The sequence below is a fragment of the Pantoea sp. ME81 genome, from assembly GCF_903970985.1.
GTDB classification, from domain to species: domain Bacteria; phylum Pseudomonadota; class Gammaproteobacteria; order Enterobacterales; family Enterobacteriaceae; genus Pantoea; species Pantoea communis.
In genome coordinates, this window is record NZ_CAJCKS010000070.1 from 1 (window position 1) to 25,443 (window position 25,443).

Below are 25,443 nucleotides of genomic sequence, written 5' to 3' on the forward strand. Positions count from 1 at the left end.
ATCAGAGATGAGCAGGCACACACCCGACCGCAAGGCGGGCGGCCTTAGTGGCCACGGCTTTTTGTGGCCAGTGAACGCGCGGGCGTGAGCCAGCTGCAGGGGGGATATCGCCATCAGACCCTAGCCGGACGGCCCGGAACGCCACGCGATCCGGCGGAGCTTGCCGGCTTGCCGGTTAGCGGAGTGGGGCTTGACGACCCGGCAACGCCGGGGAGCCGAAGGGGGCCATCTTTGGTGAAGATAAAAGTCGAGAGCAAGAATCAGCCGTGAAGTCTGTCATGCTTAATTCGAAGGAAATTTAAAAGAATATGTCGCAATCCAGACGAACATCGGGGGATAAGACTTTAAAGCGGCGGTGATTTTTAAATATTCTGAAAACTCATTTATTTCAGATGGATACACAGTGCATATGCTTCTGGTTTTTAAATTCATTCTCCCTTACATGTTGTTTTGCAATCTTGGGGCATGGGGACTGGCTCAGAATCTTGAGGGGCTGAAGTTCTTTCATTATATAAACGATCTGCCGGTGCAAATGGGTACGGATGTTATCTACCCCTGGAACATCAGTCCGAAACATGGAGTTTATAGCTTAACGTTCTTACTGACCTTCATTCTGGTACCGATTTCACTACTGAACATTCGTGCGGGATTTTACCTGAACAAATGGGCTGGCTGGATAAGCCTGTGTCTGTGGATCCTGCCGGGCGTGCTGAGCCTGATGGGCTATCTGCCTGATTTACATGATTACGGGCCCGATAAGTTTCAGTTCGGAGCGAGTTTTACCGGCAGCACCTCATCCGCTGCCGTCAATCTGGCTATCTGTCTGGTTGCGGGCTGGTCAGTCATCATGCTGTTCAGCACCTTCTGGAAGATAAGCACCTTCAAAAATGCCTATGACCATATCTGGTACGTTTTAGGCTTAATTGCTGCGCTGTATTTTGTCGTGGACAGCGGATTGCCATCGTATAAGGAAGACCTGTCTGAATCAGGCGATCGCACCATGCGCATCCTTACGCTCTATCACGACGGCGTGCAGAATCTTGCCTCCCTTTGCGCTGATCCTGAGGTATCAGGCCGTGCACCGGATTTATGTGCACTGGTACCTGACATCAGGTGGGGAATTCAGAACCGCCTGGAGATGAAAGATATTCTGCGCGCCAGAATCGACGAGCCTGACTGGGTAGCAAGAGTAGCCAGCGACCCTTTACTGCAACAACAGATTGATGCGCTCAATATCTGGGCATGCTCATCGGATCAAATTCGGGGGAATTGTCAGACGGTCCCCATAGAGTTGTCGTTGAACGGGACCGATTTTAAAACCCCAGTCGTTTTCCTCCGTTCGGGTTTTGCGCAGGAACTACTGAATCTGCATAAATCCATGCAGAGCGCCGATGAACGCATACAGGAAATCGACCGGGGCCATAATGCGCGCTATTTCGTCTTTCTTATGCTGGCTTTTGTCGCGGGAGGTAAGCTTGCTAATGCCTCAAGATCGATGCGTGAAAAGGATAGTGTTCGTCCCCCATCCTGGCTGCTCATGATAATCCGATTCATACTTCGCAAATCAGCACTCGTACTTAGGGTATTGGTCATGGCGGCGTTGCTTCCCCTTATTCGGGTGCTCTTTCACTCGGGTAGACGCCTTGCCGCATGGCTGAACGCGCGCGTAGTCAGACGCGAAGAGAAGGATGAATCTTCGCAGGAACAAGGCTAGCTGATCTCTCACCGCCCCTGTATCCAACCGGTGCCGGGGGCAAATGACAGGTTCCCAGTTCTTTTGCGTGTTCGGGGAGGTTAACTGCCTGAACACCGGCCACCCCGCCAAAACATCCCTGCCCGGGCTGTCGTTATAATGTGCTTAATTGCATGTGACTTAACTACCCGTTTGCATTTTACTTGACCTTCGCCAACAAAATGCAACGAGGTTTACAGGCAGCTAAGAGCGATCAGCAGACATTTTCTCATCAAGCTTTGCAGCTTGGACAAGTTTGTCAGGTAAATCGGAGAAGGTACTTTTAATTGTAGATTGATCGATCTACAATTAATTCTCACTTCTGGAGGATTAAATGAAAGCATCTGTTGGTAGGCCCCGAGAATTCGACCCTGGAACATTTCTCAATACCGCGCTGGAATGCTTCTGGCAAAAAGGATATCGGGCAACATCAATGTCCGACCTCATGAAAGCCTCTGGTCTTGCAAGCGCAAGTATCTATAAGCTTTACCCTGATAAACGCACAATCTATCTCGCGGCCTTACAGCAATACATGGATGAAGGTGTTTCCAGAGCAGCAGAACGCGATGCGGAGTTATCTCCAGAAAAGGCATTGCGCGAAACGTTAGAATTTGTAGCGCTTTTATCATCTTCTCCTGATGGAGAAAAAGGTTGTTTTACCATTGCCGCGGCCAGTGAACTTCTACCGGGTGATGCAGAGATAAAAAGTAAGGTTCATCATAAATTCAATTCAATAATCAATCAGTTGGAGAAAATATTATGCAGAGGTCAGACGCAGCAGCTTTTTCGGTGCGATGAAAGCCCACGAACAATGGCAATAAGCATTTTTATGATGCTGGAAGGGATGCGAGTTTACGGGAAAATTCAGCCCGAAATTGACGAACTCAAAAGGTGTAACGAATTTATTGTCAGATCGGTGCTCTTAAACAGAAATGAAGATGGGAAAGGCTTCTCCAGACAGGCATCAACATGATGGAGGTGGGCACAATTGTTCGGCGTCAAAAAAGAAGAAATACAATGGTTGTGCTCGAATGTGAAAATGGCATGGCTTTATGTGGTTGGGTCGATAAGGGAAAGTTTTTCAAAAGACGCTTCCCATTGTCTCAGTTAAAGACATGTGTGCCTTACTCAAACTTCTGGCCTCTTACTTAAAGCGCCGGAATATCCTTTTCCGGTGCCTGATACTGACGTCCGCTCCTGGCACAGGCTGTGTATAAACTCGGTTTTTGCAGTATCTGGGGACTAACACTAGCCAGGGATGCATGATATTCCTGATATGGACCGTATTCGCGGTGATTTGTATGAAGAGGCAAAACGAGGCTTTGTGCTGGAAATTGAGTACTAATGACCTGTTATTAGGGGTTAAAGCGGCCATTGCCGCTAGTTGCATCGTTCTCGCAGCATAATGGCCAGTCCTTCGGTACCCCAGATGGACATCATTCTTTTCAGGTTATAAGCCAGTACATGCAGACTGATTTCTGTGCTGACGTTTTTAAACCTTTGCGTCAGGAAGTGAGTCGCTCCCATCCACATTTTAATTGTCCCGAACGGATGCTCTACCGTTTGCTTTCGCACGACAGCTGTTTGTGGCGATGCATTAAGCCTGGCTTGCATGTCTTCCATTTCTGCTTCATGAACCCAACGCCTTATCCGTCTTGGATCGCGTTTTGATGTGGTGCATCTTGACCGCTGACTGCAATCGCGACAGGCAATATTGTTAAAGTACATTTGCTGTTCTAAACCATCCTCAACCATCGTAAATCGGTTCTGAAGCTCGTTACCCATCGGGCAAATATAAATATCTTTTTCCTGGTCATATTTGAACAATGAACGATTGAAAAGACCTTTACGGTCAGCGCCAGAGGTATCGCCTTTTGGTACTAAGGCTACGGCACCTAAGTCCTGCGTTGCTTTAATATCTCCCCGGCTGTAATAACCTTTATCAGCCAGTACGGTAATATCCGCTTTGCCAACAGCGTTCTGCGCTAATTTTGTCACCGATGTTAGCTGCCCACGGTCTGGTGTATTCGTTACTTCATGCGCAACAATCAGGTGATATTTAGCATCAACAGCAGTCTGAACGTTATAACTAACCTGGCGGTTAACATTGTTTATCTTCATTAGCCGGGAATCAGGATCTGACAGTGACAGCTGCTTATCAGGGTGCTGCACAACATCATGCTGGATTTTCTTGAGTTCTTTCAGTCGTTTTTGGAGCCATGCCAGTTTTTCAGCGGTTGAACCTGCACCTTTATCGGGCTCCGCAGCCTTGTCAGCTTCATCGAGTTTATTCAGGTAAAGAGCGATACTTTGCTCAACCCTTTCGATGTGGCCTTTTGTTTTCTGGGGCGTGAAGTTGTTCGATTTGCTGTTTACCGCCTTGAACTTACTACCGTCAATGGCAACCACTACATCGGTGAACATCTGCATCTGCCGACACAGATCAATGAAAGCCCGACAAGCATTTTTGATGCCTTTACCATTGTTTTTTCTGAAGTCTGCAATGGTTTTAAAATCAGGCGTTAATCGTTCAAGTAACCACATTAATTCAACGTTGCGATGGGCTTCTTTTTCTAACCTGCGGTATGACTGAATTCGGTTGAGATATCCATAAATGTACAGCTTCAGCATGGTTGCGGGGTGATATCCAGGCCGCCCAGTTTGTTTTGCATTAACGCGCTCGAAGCCAAGTGCATCAAGTTGTAATTCATCAACAAAGACATCAATAACCCTGACAGCGTTGTCTTCTGTGACAAAATCATCAAGCACTTCAGGGAGCAACGTCACCTGATATCTGCCTTGGCCTTTAATATGATGAGTCATATCTGCGCCTGCAATATTTAATCGTATGATTATAATTTTATTAAATAAAGTATGCTGCTGCATGGGTTTATCAAGAATGGTTGATCATATTAAGCCACTGCTTAGACCAAAACGTGATCAGCAGTTTTCACACAGCCTGGGCACATAGCCGAAGTTTACCCTGCCAGGGTTTGCAAAGATATGTGAGTTAAACGGATGGATGCAACACATTGGTTTAACTAAGACATATTCTTTTCATGTTCGAGTAGCCACGCTTTACGCGCTATGCCTCCATCATATCCGGTGATGGCTCCATCTAGTCCGGTTAATCTGTGGCAGGGAATAACAATGGCGATCCGGTTTGCCCCGTGCGCAGCGGCAACTGCGCTTGCAGCATCAGGTTTGTTTAGCTGCAGCGCAATAGTCCGATAGCTGGAAGTTTGACCATAGGGCACAGCAAGCAGTGCCTGCCAGGCAGACCGTTGAATATCAGTCCCTATGAGATCGAGTAGCAGATCAAAATGCCGGCGTGTTCCGGCAAAATATTCGCTGATTTCTTTTTCTGCCTGCTGGGTATGGCGGTTTTCTCCTGCGACAATTCTGGCGTTCATTAAACACTGGATGTCGCTAAACTCGGTTTCTAACATGCTTCGATCGGTAAACTGCAGCAGGCACACGCCTCGTTCAGTCGCACAAACCAACATAGGCCCCAGCGTGGTAGTAAACCGATGAATGACAATGATCTGAGCGGGTTGAGTTGGAGCTGCGCCAGTGAGCCGCTTGTAGGTATAACCAAACCCGCTCAGAGATTCATAGCCATTATCCAGTGCGACATCCGTTGCCGTTCGTCCGCTTTTAAGCTCCTGAATAGCAATATTAACCCGCTGCATTCGCTGGAATGCCTGAAACGTGATGCCATGATGTTGCAGGAACCAGCGTCGCACCCGTTCCGGGCTGATTCCATGCTTACGAAGGTCTGCGTCGGCTATACGGATTTTGAGATCCTGCCTGACAAGTGCAAGCGCTTCTTCAACAAATAACGGCGCACTATGAGCATTTTCAGCTGGCCTGCAGACTTTACATGGACGATAGCCTGCCGCCAGGGCGGATTTTGCATCTTTATAGAATTCAACATTTTCACGCTTAGGCTTTCTCGCGCGGCACACCGAAATGCAGAATACGCCGGTCGTTATGACGCCAGCAAAAAATACCCCCGTATACTCTGAAGCGCGTTCAAGTAATGCCTGATACCAGACATCGCACAATTCATCATCGGCTACTTTCATTAACAAAAAGTCCTTCAAACGTCTGATGGGACCGAATCGTTTTCAGCAAATCATTTAGCGTTGACTGAAGAGCCGAATGAACAAAGTTACCCATAGATATGCGGCTTACTCCTGCCCGTTTCAGCCTGCTAAATGGCGGAAGGTCTGGCATGCACATGACATTCAGGGGCAGCCCAATGGCATCAGCAATAAGACTGATGTCTTGCTCTGACGTCAAACCGGGAACGAAAAGGCCATCAGCACCTGCGTCTTTATAAAGCTGACCGCGTTTTAATGTCTCCTGGAACGCTCTTTCATGGCCAAGCAGGTATGTATCCGTCCGAACGTTCAGAAAAAGATCATAACCCTCACATTTGAGTGCATCGCATACAGCTCTTAGCGTACAGGAGAAATCAGAAGCATCATCAAGCTGACGGACGTGATTAACCACTCGACTGTCTTCAAGGTTTACCCCGGATACGCCGAGAAGTGCAAGGCGTTTGAGATGAGTTGTAATCTCTTCAGCTGAATCACCATATCCGGCTTCCATATCAACGCTTAATGGCAGGTTACTGACGGACCGAATGCGGGTGACAATATAAAGTAATTCATCAAACGGCATACTCTGACCGTCTTCATATCCTAATGTGGCTGCAATGGCTGCGCTGGACGTGCCCAGAGCTTGATAATCAGCATTCTGCGCTGAGATAGCACTGACGGCATCCCATACATTCGCGACAAGTAAGGGCTCATTTTGGCTGTGGAGTTCTGCGAAATTCATATTCATATCCTCTCAATCCGGTTGAAGATGAATCTAAGCAGTCAGGAAAAATGACACAACCGAAATTCAGACGACCATTTTTTAGCAAAGTTGGGGCAAGTAAGTTTTCCAGGCGGGACTGACCTGTTCGTCACTTTCCAAGCCTGCTCCTGGCGCTCAACTGACCTAAGCCAAGTATAAGGTCAGCCGGGAGCGAACTGCAGACGATTATTGATGACTACCAAGTGTTTTCATCATCTGAAACATAACATCCCAGTTGTGAATCTGAAGGATTGTGGTTATAAAAACAGCAATGTAACCCATTCAATGAATACATAAATCAGGAGACATTTTGCCGATAATTACTTCTCGACTGCATCTTCGTCCCGTAATCAACTCAGACGGAAATGACCTTTTCAGAATTTATGGCGATCCTGCCACAAATACGTTTAATCCTGCAGGACCGTATCCTGATATTGATTATGCCCACGATGTATTGGTTCGATGGCTTAAACACTGGGAAGATTACGGTTTCGGAAACTGGGCTATCTCGCTAAAGGATAATCCCGAAAGGATTATCGGTTTTGGCGGACTAAACATCCGCAGTTATGCCGATATTACTATCAATAACCTGGGATATCGCTTCTCCACTGAGTCCTGGGGAAAAGGCCTGGCGACAGAGTTTGCTAACTATGCAGTCAGCTATGGGTTTAATGAACTGGAACTGCCAGATATTTCTGCCATAGTAAGAGCAAATCATCTGGCATCGCAGAAAGTCCTAACGAAAGCCGGACTCAGGTATGTCCGGGACATTCATGATGTTAGAAATTCGCCAGCCAGTATGCTGTTTACATTGACCCACGCCGATTGGGATAAACAATTATGTTGATTTACAACGTATACGGACGACACATTGGGATTAAGCGCGAAGGTGATCGCTGGCTGATATTTCGTGCAGACCTGACTGAGCGAAAATTTTCCCGGCTTTACGATATTGCTATTCCGGACGGTATGCCGGAAGACGAAATCATTGGCTGGCTGGGGGATATTTTCCATGAAGCAGCAACAGCGCGTCATCCTGATGTGAAACGTGTTGAATAGTCATCCGTCAGGCTCACACCCTCATTACAACCGATTTCCTATGAGTCCTTCAACTTCCGCTCCTGGCACAGGCTGTGTGAAAACTGTGACCTAAAACTTAAGTGCGCGCATCTACGCAAAATCTGGAATTAATCGACAGGTTAGTTGAGCCGAATTTTACGTATGATCGCTATTTTCAACCCTGTTTTACGCAGATTAAGCGACCAAAACAGTTTTCACACAGCCTGTGCACGAGGCTGCCTCTGGCAAGACTCAAGGGACCGCTGCGAGCGATCTGCGGACGTCAAAAAGATAGCTACAGGGATGTTCTCTACATTAAACATAATAACCCAGCGCCAAACCGATCATTGAGTACACCTATTGCCGCAATAGTTAGCACGATCACAATACCAGAATTTATTGTTAATAATGCAATAGTAACCATGGTTATCATTATCTCATCGAAAGCAAACACGCTTTCAACCATACAAACCAAGGATAATGACCATGAAAACTATCAAAGCTATGTCTATCGCCGCCGTTGCCGCTCTTTCACTAATGTCAGCAGCCAGCTTCGCGCAGAGCGTTACCGCAACGTCCCTGACTATGGACGGTGCCGAGGCCAAACCGCCGCGCAGGCCCAGCAGCAGGGCGCGCAGTACAAAATCATTGAGGCCAGCAACGGCAACGTCGTTCACATGACCGCTGAGCTGTACAAATAACGGATGGTCGCAAAAGGAAGTGCCAGAAAAGGTCGCCCACGGGCGGCCTTTTTTGTATCTGAACTGTTATACAGGCAAATTGAAAAGAACATCCCAGCAGCGAACCTAAGCAGTGCCTTCGACTGGCGTTCCCTGGTGAAAAATCAGAGTCCAGTGTCCTTTATCCGAATACAGCCAGCAGGAAGAACGCAATGCAGGACGACTGCCGTCAGCATAAGACGTCCGGTAGTGAAGTATGGCGCAGCCTTCACACATTTCGGTGAGTCGGAAATTACTGCTGATAATAGGCGATGCAGTTTTCTCGTTTAATAGCGACGTGATCGTCTCTGAGCGGTCAACTATCACGCCTGAACGTGTGATTTCTAGGAATTCAGGGTGGAGAAGCCGCTCAAGCCACTCCCGGTCGTTTCGCCTGTCATCGTGAAGGCTGCATTCCAGCAACCTGAGCTTTTCCAGAAGCATTCTGCTTATCCTCAAGTGATCCTACCGGATGCTATCTTCTAACATAAAAGTGCTTCACTGAACCGCTGCAGGCTCTCAGCGTGGTTGCAACTTAGAGGCAGTTTTGAGCGAGGAGTGGACATTAAGAACGGAGGAGAAAAGTGTGAAGAGCAAAAAATGCTTATTTTTATTGCCTCGAGCGCTTGGTCAACGAATGATACGGTTTGTAAGCAAACAAAATACTGATAGTGTTAGCTCAAATTTTATCTACGTGTGGATGTATTAAAGCCCCTAAAGTTGAGGATATGGAAATATATATTCAAAGCAGACGCTGCTCGCACCTCCATTAAGTACTGGTGATACGATTGGTTTCTTTTCACCATCATCTCCCGTAACCATGACGGCACCTAACCGCTTTAATCGCGCTAAATACTTCCTTGAAAAAAAAGGTTTCAGACTGAAGGCAGGTAATCTCACCGGACTGTCAGATTACTATCGCTCAGGGACTATTAAAGAGAGAGCAGACGAACTTAATGCGCTCATTCGTGACCCTGAAGTAAGCTGTATTATGTCCACTATTGGTGGAAGTAACAGCAATTCGCTTTTGCCATATCTTGACTATCAAACGCTTCGTGAGAATCCAAAAATAATCATCGGCTACTCTGATGCTACTGCACTGCTTGCAGGTATCTACGCCAGAACAGGGCTGGTTACATTTTACGGACCCGCACTGGTGGCTTCGTTTGGTGAATTTCCTCCTTTAGTTAATGAGACCTACCAGTCGTTCTGCGAATTACTGATGCAGCCTCGTTCAGGCCCCTATCATTATCGTCTGCCAAAAAAATGGACTGATGAACGTCTGAACTGGGACAACGCTGAGCCAGTCAGACCCAAAATACTTTACGAGAACAACTGTCGATTTTTAGGCGCCGGCATCATTGAAGGGCGAGTGATAGGTGGTAACTTAAACACGCTTTCAGGAATTATGGGCAGTCAATGGATGCCTGAAATCCAGGAAGGCGATATCTTGTTCATAGAAGACAGTCTGAAGGATATTGCTACAGTGGAACGCTCTTTCTCTATGTTAAAACTTAACGGCATACTGGACAAAGTGAGCGCAATAATTTTAGGAAAACATGAGCTTTTTGATAGCTCAAATACCGGACGTCAGCCTGCAGAGGTTTTACAGGAGGTTTTGGAAAATAAGCCTTTACCGCTCATAGACGGGTTTGACTGTTGTCATACACATCCAATGCTTACTTTACCTCTGGGTGTTCCATTAAGCATTGATTTCGATAAGTGTACTGTCGCAATAACAGGTAAATATTTGAGCTGAACTATTTTGAAGCTAATTGACCAGCTCCCCGATGATTGACACCGACTGTTGTTAGCTACTTCCGCTATTGGCACACAGCTGCCGGTCACGGAATGCCATGTCTCCCCCCTCAGCATCAGTGGCAATTTTTTGTTGGCGATGGTCAAGTAAAATGCAAACGGGTAGCCAAGTGGATGCAAATAACCATAATGCGGATATTTCTTTTCAGAAGCTCTGTAACGTCTGCACTGTGTCGCGATTTATTCAGTGACCTGGTCAAGGTTGTTGCGGCATCCTCACCGGAAAGCTCTCTGTCCGTTGCCATAGCGGTTTGCATTGGATGCGCAATATCCATTTGGGTGCAGGCAACTTTAACGGGTATACCCGACGCCGTAATCATGCTGGCATCACAGGCTGGATCGCAGCTGGCGATACGCCGCAGAATATGGAGCGTTTCCCCATAGTAAAAATGTTCCCGTTTCTCACGGATGCTTGGCAACGACCGGAGTCGGCTGCAGGCGGCCAGACATATCAGGCCATCTGCTATTAATCGCGCTGGGCGGGGAATGCAGGAATATTCTCTTCTGCGTCTTTTCGCGTAGCATCCCATGACCACCATCCCCCCACCCCGTACTCCTTATTGTACCCTTCAGTTTTCACCGCACGTCGCGCACGGTATTCATCCGTATTCATGCCAAACACTTCCATGGGTACGGACTCTTTGCCATCCACATCCGTCAGGACAAAATCCGGCAAGGTGTCTTCCTCAGCATCAAAGCGTAGGGGTTTGATAAAGCTTCGTTCCTCTTCACACAGGCGGGCTTCGATAATCGCCTCATAACCAGAGTCCACCGGAATAAAGCGCGGTGTCACGCGCATCAGCGCGATCCCAATGACCTCGGCTTCCGTGATGGGAACATTGCGACCGTTTATCCTTTCATAACGACGCGTGGGTGGCTCCGTTTCAACAATAGCGACCACTTTATGGCCCGCCTTCCAGGCACTGAGTTCGTTTCCAAAGCTGCGCTCGCAGGCTCTGAAGACATTGGGGGACACATTAAGCTTCGGGAATCCCAGCGGGCTGGAAAGGATCAGGTGCCCTGCCTGCATCTCGGCATAACCCTGCTCTGCATCTGCTTTGAGCAGTGCGATGGCCAGCATACGTTTTTGATTGTCCTTAGAATAACTGACCCTTTGCTGGTTAGCCTCTTTCTGAGCCCCCTCACCCACAGCGCTGACGAGCAGCACGTCGGCAAGCGTCAGCCTGCTGATGCGTATGTTCTGCGCCATGCCGTTGATCCGGCTGGCCAGCCACAGCGCATTGCGCTGGCGGTTCTTCACGTACTGCGGTTTCCAGGTGTTGATTTCAGCCTGCTGCCAGATAAAGTGCCCCAGCCCCAGCAGGCTCATGGAAGGTTTGGATTTACCCGTGCGCGGGTGTCTGGCCGGGTTTACGTCAGATGCGGCTTTGTCGGTACCGGTTTGCCGCGAAAGCCCGACCGGCAGCGTGATGCTGAAGGTACCGTCATCATTGACCCTGACGACGCTTGATGAATAGGCACCTGCCGACGTGTCATCGGGCCAGACCGAGTAAAAGCGACAGTCATGCCGGTGCTGGCCGCCGCTGTGTTTCCAGCCTGAAAGGCTGAAGCGGTCAGAATCTTTCAGGTAGCGAACAACCAGCCTGCGAAGGGTCAAATCATCTGGCTTGCCTTTGCAGAGGCAGGTCACTCTGGCCTCCACTTTATTCGCGTACGCATCCCCAAGCTTCTTGCGCCAGTCGCTGTCGTAATCGAGCTGCTCATGAGGCTGAAAAATTCCACCCTGAAGCAACCCGGTTATCTGCGCACTGAACGTTGTTCCTTTTCCCATCTCATCCTCCTTCAATAACGCTCTGATAAGGTTAACCTGTTTTATGTTTTAAGTGGGCCAGACGCAAACGATAATGCTCAGGCAGACCGCATGACTACCCCACCACCGTCACGTTGCCTGTCGCCATCAGACCGCAGCCGTCAGGCCCGAAACGCAGCCCTTCGCGGTTCGGCGAAGCTTGCCGGTTTACCGGTTAGCGCAGTCGGGCTGACGACCTGGCCTGCCGGGGAGCCGGAGGGGGCCAACCATCCCATTTGTTTAAACACGCTCATCACGCAATGCTCACAAAAAAACACGCAAAAACCGGGTAAACAGACCACCTGCCACATTCCCTCAACCTCTCAAGGGTCCGTGCTGCCGGTTAAGCTAACCACTAAAAAGAGCGCATGCTCTCTATAGTGGATAGAGACTCAACAGACTACAGAACGGCGTACGGAAACGGCCGGTGCGTCAGCACCGGGCACTCCCAGGCCCGCAGGGCCGCCTGCCTTTCCGGCGCGCTCGCAGGCAGCGACGGAGCCAGACCCGGCCCGCCGCCTTACAGTCCGATGTTCTCATCCAGTTCGGCGAGATAATGCATCTCCGCCAGGTTCACCAGTGACGCAAACGTCTCCTCCCCGCAGGTGATCTCCTCCTGATCACACAGGTGCATCAGGTTGGCAATCAGATCCTGCACCGCCGTAAACGCATCATCGCCCCGGCCATCGAGCCCGACGCGTCGGGCAAAGATCCAGAGCGCTTCAGCGGCGACCGTGGCCCGGTCGGTGTTGCCCCAGATGAGCGCCGGACGTTCGGTGCCTTCCGCCATTGCGGCAATTTGCTCGATGACGTCCATGCGCACCGGCTCGCGGGTATCGGTCAGGACGGGGTTTGTCTCGTTATCCAGTGGTAAGGTTTGCGCTGTAGACATGTTGATCTTCTCCTGGGTGATCGATGTTCCGTGAGGCCCCGGCTTCTTCGTGGAAATCAGGGGCTGAGAATAGCAGGGCTTACACCCTGCTTTTTTCTGTGGTTTATTCGGGCTTGTAAGCCACCAGGCGCACCACGCTTACCCCCGTTCCCGCAAACATGTCCTTGTGAATGCCCGACCAGCTACAGCTCCAGTCCTTGAGCACATCTTTAAACAACAGGCCCGCAGGCAGGATAGCGGCCAGTCGCCCGCCGGGTTTCACCAGTTCAGCCGCCGCGTTTAAATGCGCCAGGGCGCGGCCTTCGCTGTAGGGTGGATTCATCACCACCACGTCAAAGCGCTCGCGAGTCTCCTGCGCCCACTGCAAAAAGTCCCCTTCGATCACGTTAAAACCTTTGGCTTCCAGCACGCGGCAGTGCAGCGGCGAAATCTCCACGCAGGTGGTCTGCGCCATCGGCATCAGGTCAGCAAGTCCGCCCATGCCCGCGCTCGGCTCCAGGCACTTGTCCTCCGCCTGAATAGCCACTTCATCGAGCAGCAGTGAGGCTAGCACCCCGGGCGTCGGGTAAAACTGGTGTGTTTTCTGGTCCGGCAGCGCCCCGCTGAGCTGAATATCCTGAATCGCCGTGGTCGGGTCGTAATCGAACTCATACCAGGTCAGCGCATTGATGTTTTTCTTCACGCCGCCCAGGCTCAACAGCACCTTTTCCGCTTCTGCACGCGCGGCCTTGTCTCCCTCCCGGTACCCTTTAAAGCGGCGGTTAAACGGATTTGTCGTAATGGGTTCGCGCGGTTCGTCCCAGCGGTTAGGCTGAAATGTCGTGGTGCGCTCGATCTCCAGCTCGCTCAGCTCAGACAACACAGAAAACGGCAGCAGGTTGGATTGCAGGGCAAAGCTTTTTGCCTTCGTGCGTGGCTTCTGGCGGTGCTCCGCCGGAATGGCCGCCGGATGCAGGAAGGCCAGAATGTCATTAAGACGCCAGGCCATATCCGGGTGAATTTCGAGATGCGCAGTGCCTTTCAGGAAAGCTTTGACGCGCAGCGCACCGCCATCGAGCGTGAGCCACTCCCCGGCGCGTTGGCGTGCAATCTGCAAAATTTTGTCGGTGGTGCGGTAGCTGGTGGGATCGCGGCCCATGAATTTGGCGATCACCTGGCGCAAATCGTCAATATATCCGGTGCGCTGGTAGTTATTGCCGCCCCACTCGTCATAGACGCGCGCCATGATCATGCGCTTGCCGAAGCCTTCCGGGCGGTTGGTGACGTGCTCCCCTGACAGGTTGCGAAAGATGCCGTCCACGCGCTCGGAGAAAAACTTCTCACGCGAAAACAGCAGCCCGGAGAGCGTGGAACGCACGGTTGCCTCCTCAAAGTCCGGCGCTTTCATCTCGCGGATCTGCTCGTTCCATTCATTGCGGCGATCGTTGGGCATGTACTCGTACACGTCCGTCAGGTTTAGCGCCTCCTGCCAGTACGCCGCATTCAGCGACGCGACTGCACCCGTGACGTTAAACACCTCCCCCACGGAGAAACCGTAGCCGCCCCGGCGGCCGCTCAGATTCCCGCTGATAAAATGCGCCACCGCAGGCGTATTCTCATGGCTTGTCACTGCGCCTGCGATTTCCCCGATGATGGCGCGCGTGTGCTGATAACGCCCCAGCAGGGAATCCACCAGATCGGACTCGACCGGGGCAAAGAACCCTTCCCCCAGCACCTCACCCGCCTGGCTTAAATCGCCATGGCCTCTAAAAACCGATGATTCTTTAGATTCTGAAGCCGTGAAGTTGATGTTCTGCTGTGACATGTTGTTTCTCCTGTTTGCGTTTAAGTGATGTTTCTCTGAGTTCCTCGCCGTGGGGGCAGAACTGGCGCGCGGGTATCAGGCAGAACGCAGGGGAAAACGACAAAGCCGCAGCCCGCAGGGACCGGGTGCAGACGTTTAGCCAGGCGACCCTTGCGTGAGGCCGCCCGGGTGAAAGGTTTCTGCACGGCGAAGGGGCTCAAGAGAACGAAACAGGAAGGCCGGTAGTGAACATGCAACAGCACCGGACGGCGGATTTATGCCGGTCCGGTCCTCAGCGGCCACGGATGTTGTGGCCAGTGAACGCGCTGGCGGTCAGCCAGCTGCAGGGGTTGGCTTGGGCGTTGCCATCAGACCCCAACCGTCTGGCCCGAAACGCCCCCCTCGCGGTTCGGCGGAGCTTACCGGCCTGACGGTTAGCGTAGTCGGACTGACGACCCGGCTCGCCGGGGAGCCGAAGGGGCCATGTAATATAGACAATCAGCTCTGAAGTAAGCTGCAAAATGCCATCGCAGAAGCCCTTATACTGATAAGGGAGGAATTAAAACTCCGTAACGGGACTTAATCTTGGGCAATTGGGGTAGGTAACCGGGGGTGGGGAACGTTATTTTTCTCAGCAGCACAGAGGCGGCTTTATAAATTTCAGAGAACGTAATATGTATTAACAACAACATGTGGTGCAGCGTTCTATTGAAGCAGACTACGGTAAAGTAGCCTGTTATAAACTCTTACCAGGTGGGATTTAAAAACCAGACTCAAGTTTCAGTAGTCTTCTGGTAGCGTCTTCAGCAGACACAGCAGTTGTTACTCGAATATTATGTTTGTCTCCAGCATCATTCAGAGCATTGACATAAGCGTCGATGGCCTTTATTTGAATTTTGCTGTAAGAAGCATCATCATTGGCGGGGCGGTACACAATCAGCTCATGATGATTTCTTGGAGCCATACTGCCTTCATTCTCTTTCACGGTGAGAAGGTCTAATAACCGAGATTTATTGATGTCAAAATGATATGAAATACCGCTCCCCGGAATAAGCTTTCCGGTGTTCACCGCGATGTTTGGGCTTAGGAAAAAAACCCTTAAATCTCTCGAAGAATTACGTGTCGAAAACCTTGCACGAAAGTATTTATCGAGCCAAGGGGAATTAGCCACGACAGTATCTCTAAATTTATTTGCCCAGCTGTCATTTTTATAATTATCTTTTTCTACAGGCGCATCAAAATCCAGGGCGGAAAGGCTCGCTGACATTGAAACGGCTTGCCTTAACACACCAATAATATCTGACGACAATGCCGATCGGGGCTCTCCCAGTTCTAATCCACTAAATGGGCGAACCCAGTCCGCGAACGTCTGACGAGTATCTAAATGGAACTGGAGACTATCGATCGCGGTTTTGATTAGATCCATAAAAGGATCAGACTTCTCCGCGTACATGGCTTTTGCTTTTTCCGCTCTCAGTGCTGAACGTACCATTGCGGTGCCGTCATATCCTAATGCAGCAACAGCGATAGTAATTCGCTCGCCAGAGGCCATCATCGGCTCAAGATAGACGGGAACCCATTTTGCTTGATAGTTTGGTAAATCAGGTAATTGTCCCAGAAGCCCATCGAAATTAATCATTTAAATCCAATGCCCCCTGTTCAGGATTTAGTTTACGGTAAAGCTCGCTGCCTAACCTGTTGATGCGTGCAGTCAAAAATCCGGACAGCGTCTTTCTGTATCCAGGCTCAATATATTCTGGGAATGCATCGGGGCTGTATATCGTGCTGAACCCTTCAAACTGCGCGGAAAAATTTATCATTTCCTGCGCTTTAGACTCACGAACTAAGCTTGATTCTTCACATCCATTGCTGACAACATCGAGCAACTGGTTGCAGTAATAATCATCCGTCCAGTCACCTGAACCCATGCCCTCTGGAATGGCCAAACCATGGTCAATGAGGATAAAACCATTGCCATCAAAGAGCAGATTCTCGTTACCCCGATCAGGATTTGCTATCCATTCATCAAAGCATGCGGCTTTAACCAGACCAGGCCATTGTTCTAACTTAACAAGGATAGCCTGATCACTAAATACAGCTACTTGCTGCAGGTTGGGATGGCCAAGGTCAATACTGCCAAAATACCAAGCGCCGCCGTGATCCAGGAGGAGTACTGGCTCAGGAATAGGTAAACCGATTTCTCTACCTATGCATGCGCAAATCAGTTCAACGGCGAGTTCCCGATCGGGAATCCGTTTTGCGATAACCGTGAACTCTCCACCGTCAGTTAACGCAGTGCCTCTGACAGGTAAGCGTGATCCGATTCCCAACGATTTGAAACCCGGCAATAACCGCCCTATTCTCAATCGCACCATAGTCCCAGAAAATTTTCATTTTTTATGATTTTATCTGAGAATCAGAAAATTACTGAACTGGTGATTTGAACAGTCACACAATGACTGTATATAAACACAGTCATATTGACAAGCCATCATTAAGATACTTCTCTATCACATCTTTAACGGTCGACAGCATTGCAGAGGGTAATCGGTCACCTTACCTTCGGATACCACTGTCTTGAGTGTTCGACTTTTGTAATCAGACCCTAGCCCGAGGCCCGAAACGCCTCCCCTCGCGGTTCGGCGGAGCTTAGCGGCATGCCGGTTAGCGTAGTCGGGCTGACGACCCGGTTCACCGGGGAGCCGAAGGGGGCCATCAGGCTGTTAATGCGTTTGCCCTTAAGGGACAGGTACAGTTCCCTCACAGCAGGTGTATAAACAGCCTCAGGCAGCTGTGATGCAAGAGAGTATGGCTGCATAACCGGGAGAGAAAATACTGGCGAAGGGGAATGACCGGTGCGTCAGCACCGGGCTTCTCCCGGCACGCAGTGCCGCCCGCCGTTCTGCGCGCTAAAAGGAGGCGGAGTGGCCCCCGCCCTGCTGGAATAATCAGGCGATGGTTCAGCCGTTAAGGTGCCCACGCTCCGCCAGCGATAGCGTCTCGTTACCTGCCACGATAATGTGATCGATAACCCTCACTGCCACCAGTTCAAGCGCCGTTTTGAGCCGTCCCGTAATAGTGATATCTGCTCTGGACGGCTCTGGCGTGAATGACGGGTGATTGTGGCTCAGAATCACAGCGGCGGCATTAAGCTGAAGCGCCCGGCGAACAACTTCGCGAGGATGGATTTCAACACTCGCAATGGATCCTTCAAAAATCTCCTCGTAGGCCAGCATCTGATGCTGGTTATTCAGAAATGCCACCGCAAATACTTCACGGCAGCGTCCCGCAAGCTTCGCCCGGAAAAACTCCCCTGACACTGCAGATGAGTCAAAGGTCGTGCCTGTGGGATAGCGATAATCAATCGCCAGTACTGCCTCAGCCAGGATCTGGCTGTCCGTTGCCATCACGTAATTCCCCTGCGTGTCGCGCACGTGAAGACGGCTGAAAAAGCGCAGGTTATCACTACTGTGTTGTGATGATGATTCTTTAGATTCTGAAGCCGGGGTGTTGACGTTCTGCTGTGACATGTTGTTTCTCCTGTTTGCGTTTAAGTGATGTTTCTCTGAGTTCCTCGCCGTGTGAGCAGAACAGGCGCGCGGGCATCGGGCAGAACGCAGGGGGAAACGGCAAAGCCGCAGCCCAACGGGACCGGGTGCAGACGTTTAGCAAGGCGACCCTTGCGCGGTGCCGCCCGTGTGGCAGGTTTTTGCACGGCGAAGGGGCTCAAAGGACAACAGGTGATGAACCGGGCACAGCCCCGGACGGCGGCTATATGCGGGTCCGGTCCTTAGCGGCCGCCGAGTCTGGTGGACAGTGAGCGCGCTGGCGCGAGCCAGCTGCAGGTGTTGGATGTTGGATGTTGGATGTTTGCCATCAGACCCCAGCCGTGAGGCCCGAAACGCCGCATCTGGCGGTTCGGCGAAACTTGCCGGCCTGGCCGGTTAGCGCAGTAGGGCTGACGACACGGCCCTCCGGGGAGTCGGAGGGGGCGTATGTGACTTCAGTCGGAATGACACCCGACCATAAGCGTGCGTAGCAGAGTAAAACCAATAATTACCGATGGTAAGCAGCAAAGAACGGCCTTGATCAGTCATTTAGGTACTTAGTATTTCCTTCACAAAATTCGCACCCAACCAGAGCACTCATTTCAGAGACTGATGTCGAGCGTCCGCCACAATAGTTGCAGGTACTGAGTGATTCGTGAAGTACAAGGCAGTCCGTGCACAGATAGCTACCACCATACTCACATACCGTCTCATACCCGTCACAGTCACAACAGCTTGCCGGGAGACCCGAATGACTGAAATCTTCAAGTTTGCCATCCCACTCATTAAGCAAATCGTGAAGGGAAGAGGAATGGTTACAGTTATCGCAATTAAAATCCTTTTCGCCGGAACCGTTCAGATTCTGTCTGGCCTGGCATACAGGACATGTGACTTCAATAAATGGATCTGCTTTGAAACCGCAAACCAAGCAATTTGTCTGGTGAAGAGTATTCCCACTTTCCTCATTAAATAAATTGTCAAAGGCAGCTTTTTTGCTGCAGACAGTACAGGTTGTGATACTGAACCCCTGCTTACTCTTCTCATCGATTGTAGGCTTCAGATAACGAAACTTTGCATCTGAATAAAATACCGAACTCCTGACCATCAGGTCCTCATCTGAGGCCAGCTTTGAGTTAAGTGGTCCACCAAAAATGTTGTTCCATTGATCGCGCATAAAACGATTTAACGCAAACCAAGCATCAGCCTGTTCATCAAGAATGGCCTTTACTTGAGTATCGGTGAATTCAGAATGATAGAAATGAACCACTCGGTTGCGGTGGTCTTTAACTTTTTTGAATACGGCAATAGTTTCTTTCGGCAAGGGGCGTTCGAGGACATCCCCCAGCCGCTGGCAGGTTTCATCGTATGTCACCGACTGGAAATCACCGGCAAGGTATTTTGACCGCTCAATTCTCCGTCCTGAACACACAAGGCTCCAGTGTTCATGTATCAGAGGCACTTTCAGCATGATCTCTACTGCTGTCCAGAAACTGACAATCGAAAATTTTGGTTTAGAATCTTCCAGCTCTGCTCGTGCTTTATCCAGAAACTCCAGACCATTGTTGATCAGAGCCTGGACCTCTTTAGGTACAAATGGCTCTTCATTGTTATCAAATATGAATTTCCTGTTTTTCATTGAGTTAGTAACCTTTTTAAACATCTGGCGCGGATTATAAATATTCAGCTTAACCGTAGCATTCAATTTAGAAACGTTACATGGGGACGATGGGCCGGTCTTACTGGAATAATTACATTGACTCACCACTGATAAGCACAAAATAGCGGTGTCGCTGTTCCAGCATATACTCGCACGCCCGTTCGCTTATCCAGGGGCGCGCCGCCTCTTCGATATACAGGTTATAGGAGCAGCACTCCGCTTCGGTCATCACGTATCCGGTAAAGGTCACATATCCGGCGCGGAGCGGGTTTTTGAGGTTTTCCGCCAGTCGTTGTTGTAAGTTCATCTCTGTCTCCTTACTGACCCGGCAGCCCACCGCCGGGCCTGCTGATTACCCTTCCAGGCGTGAAAACGGCCAGTTCCTGAACGGACAAGGCCAGCTCAAACATCGCCGGGGTATTGATAAAGCCGCTGTCGATCATCTGGTGCGTCAGCAGCCCCGCTTCAGCAACCTGCCCCGCCCACTGCAGGATTAACCCGTCATCCACGTAGTCAGAGGTGACTATTTCAATCAGAACGTTCTCCAGCTCTGCAAGGCGCAGATGCTGCGTACGGCGTACTCTGAGCAGTTCGATTCTCAGATTGTTAAACCATGTCCCGGCGGTTGAAGCGGTCTGGCTGTTTTCTGTATTCATGCTGGTTCTCCTGTGTCGATTTCCTGAAATCATGTCCCGGTCGGCGTGGCGCGGCAGAGGGCAAAGGAGCAATGACAGGTGGGCAGCGCAAGGGCGCCACCGGCGTGCACTTCACCCTTGTGCTGACCGAATGGCGGTGATGCGAAAAGCCCTCCGCGCAGGACGTCCGGGAAGGTCTGGAAACAACGAGGGATGAGCATGAACACAACGAAACAGTACACTTGGCCTCTGGCCTCAGAGGTCTCAGGCGACCGGTGAGGGCAGCGGCGACAGCCGGCTGCAGTAGTTGACCGTCGCCATCAGACCCCAGCCTTAAGGCCCAAAACGCCGCATATCGCGGTTCGGCGAAGCTTAGCGGCTTGACCGGTTAGCGTAGTTGGGCTGACGACCCGGTATGCCGGGGAGCCAAGGGTGGTCATGTTTTTGGGAGATTTTTTGAGGTTATATGTCTTATCTGTACGCCCTGAAAGATTTGCGCTAATAACAGCTGAATAAATTACAGCAATCGCTTAAAGACGCTTCCGAAAATTGATAATTTTTATCTGTTCTTCCCCAGGTGGGGCCATAAGTCACTCAGGAAACTGTCTATGAGCAATAAGGATTCTTCACTTTTCTATTTTGCAACCATCGATCGCCCTTACTTCCTTAACAAACACAATTTCTATGTTTCTGAGGCCAGAAAACGGATATATGCGCAATTTAGCGATTCCAATCTTGAAGCTGCAGCAAAACAGAAAGAGCAGGAATACCATGATGAGGCCGGTAAGCGCTTTAACCCCGATTATGACGATGAAGGAACAGTCTACGAGGATGCTTATCAGGAAGGCGTATCGCTCTGGCTTGCTCTGAGTGAAATGAAAAATGCGATTTCCCTTGGCCTGACGGCAGGAATGTTCCATCAGTTTGATAAGGAACTGCGGGAAAAGTGTATTCTTGAATTCAGCCACTGGCTCGATCATAAAACCATTAAATCAATGATCTGGGATATTGGCTTCCCAAGGCTAATTGAAATGCTTGAATGGATTGGAATGGACATAACCGATAAGCCGTATTACAAAACAATCGATGCCTGTCGTCAGGTCGTTAATGTCTACAAGCACGGTGATGGTCATGCCCACCGGGAGCTTTCTGCTACACATCCTGAGTATTATCACGATATATCCACTCCAGGAGGATACCGTTTTCGCTTACGTCATGAGCAGCTGGAGGTCAGTGAGACTCAGTTCATGGAGTTCGCAAATGCCATTACAGCTTTCTGGAATGACATCCCAGTACACTGCATGCGATCAGCTATTCGTAACGAACCCGAATGGATAAATAGCGAATATCTCAGGCATGAGAAGAAAGCGAGTAAACTCCAAGATTAGGACTTCTTTCGATGGCAAGCCGCAATTCCGTTATATCGACGCTCCATGCAATAGCCGATTTGCGGGATTGCCTCAGCCTGCCTGGCATTCACAGGCTGGGATTTAAGATTACATGTTATTAGACTGTTCGCCCTCGTCTTAACCCCCTGACCTACCCCATATACCCGTTACTGACCCTGACCCCGAATATGATCCAGGCATAATCAGGAATAACCGGAGTGCGGGAAACAGGCTGAACGCAGGGGAAACGGCCTGGCCACAGCCCAACGGGACCGGGTGCAGACATTTAGTTAGCGACCGTTTCGTTAGGACGCCCGTGTGGCAGGTTTCAGCACGGCAGAGGACGTCGGGAAACGAAACAGAACAGCAGGCGATGAACAGGGAACGGCCCCGGACGGCACGACTTATCGTCGGTCCGGCCCTCAGCGGCCACAGCCTTTTATGGCCAGTGAACGCGTTGACGCCAGACAGCTGCAGGTGTTGAATCTGACGTTGCCATCAGCCCTCAGCCGCAGGCCCGGAATGCCACGCGGTTCGGCGAAGCTTACCGGCGTTGCCGGTTAGCGCAGTCGGGCTGACGACCCGGCCAGCCGGGGAGCCTTAGGGGGCCATGAGTGAAGGACAGTTCATCCTGATTAACAACATGAGGACGCCACTGCAGGAGCCGCTATCCTTTAAGGAGGAGGAACAAGACATGTGTGGACGATTTGCGCAGTACCAGAGCCGGGACGTTTACTTTGATGAGCTTGGCATCGCCGAAAGCGACTATGTTCACGACCCGGAACCTATCGGGCGTTACAACGTCGCACCCGGCACCAGTGTGCTGTTGCTGAACCAGCGCGACGGCGAGCTGAAACTCGACCCTGTGTACTGGGGTTATGGCCCTGAATGGTGGGATAAACAGCCGCTGATTAACGCAAGAAGTGAAACCGCCGCCTCCAGCCGGATGTTTAAGCCGCTGTGGAACCACGGCCGTGCCGTGGTCTTTGCCGATGCATGGTATGAGTGGAAACGAAGCGGTGAATTAAAGCAGCCCTACTGTATCTACCAAAAAAACCACGAACCAATGTTCTTCGCGGCGATCGGCAAAGCCCCCTATGACGACTCGCACGGGCACGAGGGTTTCCTGATCGTCACTGCTGCGAGCAACAAAGGCATGGTAGACATTCACGACCGCAGGCCGCTTGTACTGAAGGCGTCAGCCGTCAATGAGTGGCTGAGTGAAGACACTTCACCGGAACGTGCGGAAAAAATAGCGAAGGAAGCTTCACTGCCGGAAAGCGATTTCAGCTGGCATCCCGTATCGAAAAGAGTTGGAAGCCCGAGAAACCAGGGTGAAGAGTTGATCAAAGAATTAGACGCGCCTCTTCTTTGATTTAATCAAAAGCATGACTGAAATTGCCGGAATTACTGCTATAAATGATCGTAATACACATGAAGCGTTTAAGACAGTAACCAACTGTCCTGCATCATCCTCTAGATATCGGTGGTCAGTTTAGGGTAAGTGTTGCTGGTTTAAAATTCAGACCAGCAGCAGTGCTTGATGATGTTTGGGTTTGACACAAACACGGATGGATTGCCGGAATATAGCTACGCAGGCCGGACACACCAGCGGGCACCTGGCAATAATAACGTATACAGGAAATATGGCATGTTCCCATTTAAAGGGTTATCGAGCCTTCCAACACAATTTTCACACTATGACGTAAGCCTGACGTTTGAAATTATTGACTCATTGAATGCGCAAACGGATGCCTCTATAGCAGCTAATGTAAGCCAGTATCATTCTGAAGGCCCAGAAGTCGAAGAACATGAAATCTCCGCAGAAGATAATGCTTATCACATCGTGGAGTATTACATGGGGCTGGATAGCGGTTCGGTGGATCTGGATGATATGTTCACATCGTACTATCCAAGCGTTACACGCCGTTCGGTATTTTTGACGTTATACGGCATGCTTGAGCACGACTTCGAGAAACTGTGCAATGGCTTTGCAAGAATTCACAACACGCCCGTAAAGCTGGTTGATCTTAGAGGGAGTGGTTTTGAGCGTTGCGATTTGTTTGCCAGAAATATTATAGGCATGAACACTTCAAATTATTATTCGTCAGTGAAGAAAGTGACTAAGTTGCGTAACGCCTGTGCTCATAACGATGCGCGTTACCTCTCAAATGAAGACAGGCCCATCACTGAACTAATGCAACTGATGCGTGCTTATCCTGAGGAACTGGTTCAAGATGGTGAACAAGTTAACTTTAAAGCTGGGTCTCTTCAGGCGATGACAGCCATATTAAAAAACTACTTCAACGATGTAGAAGAAGCTCTGAAGGCACATAAAGCTCCAGACCCATTCAAAGCATTCCGGAAATAGATCCTCGGCTAAAAAAGCCGCCCGAAGGCGGCTCACTGTCACTTGCTGTGGATTACTGTCACCGGAGCGTTGATGGTGGTATTGATATTCATACCCTCGCCACCGCTATAGTGGTTAAGCAACGCCATCAGCAGCGATACAACGAATGCGTTACGTCTCATGCGTGAAGCCTTACGGTTGGACCAGTGGCGTTCGGCGCGCCGCGCAAGAGATTGAAAGCTTCTGCTTGTGCTCGGTCATTGTTGTTGAACGGACAGTCAAGGTTCCGAATGGCTGAGAATCCACCTTGCTGTTAGTGATACGAGAGAGCATGCCACAACTTCGCTCTTGGTTTCATTGCCTTTCCCGATTGCGATTAATTTGTGCGGAAAAAACCAATGTTTTTCTATTCAAATCGTTCACATTTTCACCTCTAAGTGAACGGGATGAGTAAAAATTACTCGTCGGCACAAGTTGCAAACCGCAAGCCAAAACGTGATACTGCAGTCGAAAGCTTCTGCTTGTGTTTGCTACTTCAAGCAAATCAGCAGCGGCAAAAGTTGCCTGAGAACAATTTTTGCCATTCTGGAGAAATGCCTGAGAACATTTTTCTGGTTTCAATCAAACCGCCTACGGGCGGTTTTTTTGTACCTGTTTCATACACTTCGCTTTCGACCAAATAAGCATGCCATAAAAAAATTGGAACATCTTGCCCTTTTCGTCACTCATGAGAGTTACTTTCTATTCATAAAAACCATTTGAATCTGCACAACCACCATAAATACTTATTAATCATAATGATACAAACACCAACCATCATGGGTTGTTCTTAGTGTTGTGAACTTTTATGCATATTTTTCGTTCAATTTGAAGGTTAAACATGCTCTACATACATTGCTTTTGATGAGGTATCTGGAAGGGCGAAAACTCAAACTTACAGGTTGATTGACTCTCGGGATTGATAGCAGCATCCATAACGACTGAATTGCGCAAAACTGCTTTTCGCTTAAAGCGGCAGCTTTCCCCCAACAATCAAAGTAAGCATTCAGTCTTAACCTGAATTAAAGCCCCTGCTTTTGATGTTCGCCATCAGACGCTAGCCGTATGGCCCGGAACGCCACGCGGTCCGGCGGAGCTTATCGGCTTTGCCGGTTAGCGGAGTGGGGCTTGACGACCCGGCAAT

Annotated in this window: 22 protein-coding genes and 1 pseudogene; 9 read left to right on the plus strand and 14 right to left on the minus strand. The window is 50.0% G+C overall.

The genetic code is table 11. The features are described from left to right. The first annotated feature begins 409 nt into the window (after positions 1-409). Positions 410-1,714 (plus strand): hypothetical protein, encoded by a 1,305-nt coding sequence (locus H7A81_RS14175; RefSeq protein WP_182057828.1) that lies wholly within the window; start codon positions 410-412, stop codon positions 1,712-1,714. A 352-nt stretch (positions 1,715-2,066) separates the two neighbouring features. Beyond that, positions 2,067-2,705, plus strand: coding sequence for a TetR/AcrR family transcriptional regulator (locus H7A81_RS14180; RefSeq protein ID WP_182057829.1), 639 nt, complete (start codon positions 2,067-2,069; stop codon positions 2,703-2,705). Positions 2,706-3,112: 407 nt separating this feature from the next. On the opposite strand, the gene H7A81_RS14185 is transcribed toward H7A81_RS14180, so the two are convergent. The 3 genes from H7A81_RS14185 to H7A81_RS14195 all read right to left on the minus strand — a co-directional run bounded on the left by H7A81_RS14185 (position 3,113) and on the right by H7A81_RS14195 (position 6,580). Next, complete coding sequence (locus tag H7A81_RS14185; protein ID WP_182057847.1) at positions 3,113-4,555, minus strand: IS1182 family transposase; 1,443 nt, start codon at positions 4,553-4,555, stop codon at positions 3,113-3,115. A gap of 218 nt (positions 4,556-4,773) precedes the next feature. Then, on the minus strand, positions 4,774-5,820 hold the full coding sequence (locus tag H7A81_RS14190; RefSeq protein ID WP_182057830.1) for a bifunctional transcriptional activator/DNA repair enzyme AdaA: 1,047 nt from the start codon (positions 5,818-5,820) through the stop codon (positions 4,774-4,776). Next, positions 5,804-6,580 carry an isocitrate lyase/phosphoenolpyruvate mutase family protein gene (locus H7A81_RS14195; protein ID WP_182057831.1) on the minus strand — a complete coding sequence of 259 codons (777 nt, stop codon included), beginning with the start codon at positions 6,578-6,580 and terminating at the stop codon, positions 5,804-5,806. Before H7A81_RS14195 ends, H7A81_RS14190 begins: the two co-directional genes overlap by 17 nt. A 331-nt stretch (positions 6,581-6,911) precedes the next feature. Here H7A81_RS14195 and H7A81_RS14200 point away from each other — a divergent pair, with 331 nt between their 5' ends. From H7A81_RS14200 to H7A81_RS14210, 3 genes and pseudogenes are all read left to right on the plus strand, one after another. Further along, positions 6,912-7,448, plus strand: a complete 537-nt coding sequence (locus tag H7A81_RS14200; protein ID WP_182057832.1) for a GNAT family N-acetyltransferase — start codon at positions 6,912-6,914, stop codon at positions 7,446-7,448. Then, positions 7,442-7,660: a hypothetical protein gene (locus H7A81_RS14205; RefSeq protein ID WP_182057833.1), complete on the plus strand. Its 219-nt coding sequence runs from the start codon at positions 7,442-7,444 to the stop codon at positions 7,658-7,660. Before H7A81_RS14200 ends, H7A81_RS14205 begins: the two co-directional genes overlap by 7 nt. Before the next feature lie 486 nt (positions 7,661-8,146). Beyond that, positions 8,147-8,361: pseudogene (locus H7A81_RS14210) on the plus strand (YdgH/BhsA/McbA-like domain containing protein). Between the two features lie 105 nt (positions 8,362-8,466). Here H7A81_RS14210 and H7A81_RS14215 read toward each other — a convergent pair. Then, positions 8,467-8,823, minus strand: a complete 357-nt coding sequence (locus H7A81_RS14215; protein ID WP_182057834.1) for a DUF4440 domain-containing protein — start codon at positions 8,821-8,823, stop codon at positions 8,467-8,469. 292 nt (positions 8,824-9,115) lie between these two features. Between H7A81_RS14215 and H7A81_RS14220 the strand changes: the two genes are divergently transcribed. Continuing rightward, positions 9,116-10,138, plus strand: coding sequence for a S66 peptidase family protein (locus H7A81_RS14220; RefSeq protein ID WP_255478976.1), 1,023 nt, complete (start codon positions 9,116-9,118; stop codon positions 10,136-10,138). A gap of 525 nt (positions 10,139-10,663) precedes the next feature. On the opposite strand, the gene H7A81_RS14225 is transcribed toward H7A81_RS14220, so the two are convergent. The 9 genes from H7A81_RS14225 to H7A81_RS14265 form a co-directional block, all read right to left on the minus strand. Continuing rightward, positions 10,664-11,989 (minus strand): DUF1173 family protein, encoded by a 1,326-nt coding sequence (locus H7A81_RS14225; RefSeq protein ID WP_182057836.1) that lies wholly within the window; start codon positions 11,987-11,989, stop codon positions 10,664-10,666. A gap of 538 nt (positions 11,990-12,527) precedes the next feature. Next, positions 12,528-12,899, minus strand: coding sequence for a hypothetical protein (locus H7A81_RS14230; RefSeq protein WP_182057837.1), 372 nt, complete (start codon positions 12,897-12,899; stop codon positions 12,528-12,530). A gap of 103 nt (positions 12,900-13,002) precedes the next feature. Then, positions 13,003-14,703, minus strand: a complete 1,701-nt coding sequence (locus H7A81_RS14235; protein WP_182057838.1) for a DUF4942 domain-containing protein — start codon at positions 14,701-14,703, stop codon at positions 13,003-13,005. Positions 14,704-15,442: 739 nt separating this feature from the next. Continuing rightward, complete coding sequence (locus H7A81_RS14240) at positions 15,443-16,321, minus strand: hypothetical protein (RefSeq protein ID WP_182057839.1); 879 nt, start codon at positions 16,319-16,321, stop codon at positions 15,443-15,445. Further along, positions 16,314-17,030, minus strand: a complete 717-nt coding sequence (locus tag H7A81_RS14245; protein WP_182057840.1) for a HipA family kinase — start codon at positions 17,028-17,030, stop codon at positions 16,314-16,316. The genes H7A81_RS14240 and H7A81_RS14245 overlap by 8 nt, the downstream gene beginning before the upstream one ends. 612 nt (positions 17,031-17,642) lie before the next feature. Beyond that, positions 17,643-18,212, minus strand: coding sequence for a JAB domain-containing protein (locus H7A81_RS14250; RefSeq protein ID WP_182057841.1), 570 nt, complete (start codon positions 18,210-18,212; stop codon positions 17,643-17,645). A gap of 559 nt (positions 18,213-18,771) precedes the next feature. Then, the gene (locus H7A81_RS14255) at positions 18,772-19,866 is read right to left on the minus strand and encodes a hsdR (protein ID WP_182057842.1); all 1,095 of its coding nucleotides are present in this window, start codon (positions 19,864-19,866) and stop codon (positions 18,772-18,774) included. Positions 19,867-19,978: 112 nt separating this feature from the next. Next, entirely contained in the window at positions 19,979-20,194 is a 216-nt protein-coding gene (locus H7A81_RS14260) for a hypothetical protein (RefSeq protein WP_182057843.1), read from the minus strand. A 10-nt stretch (positions 20,195-20,204) separates the two neighbouring features. Continuing rightward, complete coding sequence (locus H7A81_RS14265) at positions 20,205-20,543, minus strand: hypothetical protein (protein ID WP_182057844.1); 339 nt, start codon at positions 20,541-20,543, stop codon at positions 20,205-20,207. 587 nt (positions 20,544-21,130) lie between these two features. On the opposite strand from H7A81_RS14265, the gene H7A81_RS14270 reads away from it, so the two are divergent. From H7A81_RS14270 to H7A81_RS14280, 3 genes are all read left to right on the plus strand, one after another. Beyond that, positions 21,131-21,910: a hypothetical protein gene (locus tag H7A81_RS14270; protein WP_182057845.1), complete on the plus strand. Its 780-nt coding sequence runs from the start codon at positions 21,131-21,133 to the stop codon at positions 21,908-21,910. Positions 21,911-22,604: 694 nt separating this feature from the next. Further along, positions 22,605-23,285, plus strand: coding sequence for an SOS response-associated peptidase family protein (locus tag H7A81_RS14275; RefSeq protein ID WP_182057848.1), 681 nt, complete (start codon positions 22,605-22,607; stop codon positions 23,283-23,285). 276 nt (positions 23,286-23,561) lie between these two features. Beyond that, complete coding sequence (locus H7A81_RS14280; protein ID WP_182057846.1) at positions 23,562-24,281, plus strand: hypothetical protein; 720 nt, start codon at positions 23,562-23,564, stop codon at positions 24,279-24,281. A gap of 38 nt (positions 24,282-24,319) precedes the next feature. On the opposite strand, the gene H7A81_RS27685 is transcribed toward H7A81_RS14280, so the two are convergent. Beyond that, on the minus strand, positions 24,320-24,442 hold the full coding sequence (locus H7A81_RS27685) for a hypothetical protein (protein ID WP_255478975.1): 123 nt from the start codon (positions 24,440-24,442) through the stop codon (positions 24,320-24,322). Between the last annotated feature and the right edge of the window lie 1,001 nt (positions 24,443-25,443).

Coding starts and splice junctions, on each gene's coding strand:
- H7A81_RS14175 (WP_182057828.1), top strand. CDS start 410: ATGCTTCTGGTTTTTAAATTCATTCTCCCTTACATGTTGTTTTGCAAT.
- H7A81_RS14180 (WP_182057829.1), top strand. CDS start 2,067: ATGAAAGCATCTGTTGGTAGGCCCCGAGAATTCGACCCTGGAACATTT.
- H7A81_RS14185 (WP_182057847.1), bottom strand. CDS start 4,555: ATGACTCATCATATTAAAGGCCAAGGCAGATATCAGGTGACGTTGCTC.
- H7A81_RS14190 (WP_182057830.1), bottom strand. CDS start 5,820: ATGAAAGTAGCCGATGATGAATTGTGCGATGTCTGGTATCAGGCATTA.
- H7A81_RS14195 (WP_182057831.1), bottom strand. CDS start 6,580: ATGAATTTCGCAGAACTCCACAGCCAAAATGAGCCCTTACTTGTCGCG.
- H7A81_RS14205 (WP_182057833.1), top strand. CDS start 7,442: ATGTTGATTTACAACGTATACGGACGACACATTGGGATTAAGCGCGAA.
- H7A81_RS14215 (WP_182057834.1), bottom strand. CDS start 8,823: ATGCTTCTGGAAAAGCTCAGGTTGCTGGAATGCAGCCTTCACGATGAC.
- H7A81_RS14225 (WP_182057836.1), bottom strand. CDS start 11,989: ATGGGAAAAGGAACAACGTTCAGTGCGCAGATAACCGGGTTGCTTCAG.
- H7A81_RS14230 (WP_182057837.1), bottom strand. CDS start 12,899: ATGTCTACAGCGCAAACCTTACCACTGGATAACGAGACAAACCCCGTC.
- H7A81_RS14235 (WP_182057838.1), bottom strand. CDS start 14,703: ATGTCACAGCAGAACATCAACTTCACGGCTTCAGAATCTAAAGAATCA.
- H7A81_RS14240 (WP_182057839.1), bottom strand. CDS start 16,321: ATGATTAATTTCGATGGGCTTCTGGGACAATTACCTGATTTACCAAAC.
- H7A81_RS14250 (WP_182057841.1), bottom strand. CDS start 18,212: ATGTCACAGCAGAACGTCAACACCCCGGCTTCAGAATCTAAAGAATCA.
- H7A81_RS14255 (WP_182057842.1), bottom strand. CDS start 19,866: ATGAAAAACAGGAAATTCATATTTGATAACAATGAAGAGCCATTTGTA.
- H7A81_RS14260 (WP_182057843.1), bottom strand. CDS start 20,194: ATGAACTTACAACAACGACTGGCGGAAAACCTCAAAAACCCGCTCCGC.
- H7A81_RS14265 (WP_182057844.1), bottom strand. CDS start 20,543: ATGAATACAGAAAACAGCCAGACCGCTTCAACCGCCGGGACATGGTTT.
- H7A81_RS14270 (WP_182057845.1), top strand. CDS start 21,131: ATGAGCAATAAGGATTCTTCACTTTTCTATTTTGCAACCATCGATCGC.
- H7A81_RS14275 (WP_182057848.1), top strand. CDS start 22,605: ATGTGTGGACGATTTGCGCAGTACCAGAGCCGGGACGTTTACTTTGAT.
- H7A81_RS14280 (WP_182057846.1), top strand. CDS start 23,562: ATGTTCCCATTTAAAGGGTTATCGAGCCTTCCAACACAATTTTCACAC.
- H7A81_RS27685 (WP_255478975.1), bottom strand. CDS start 24,442: ATGAGACGTAACGCATTCGTTGTATCGCTGCTGATGGCGTTGCTTAAC.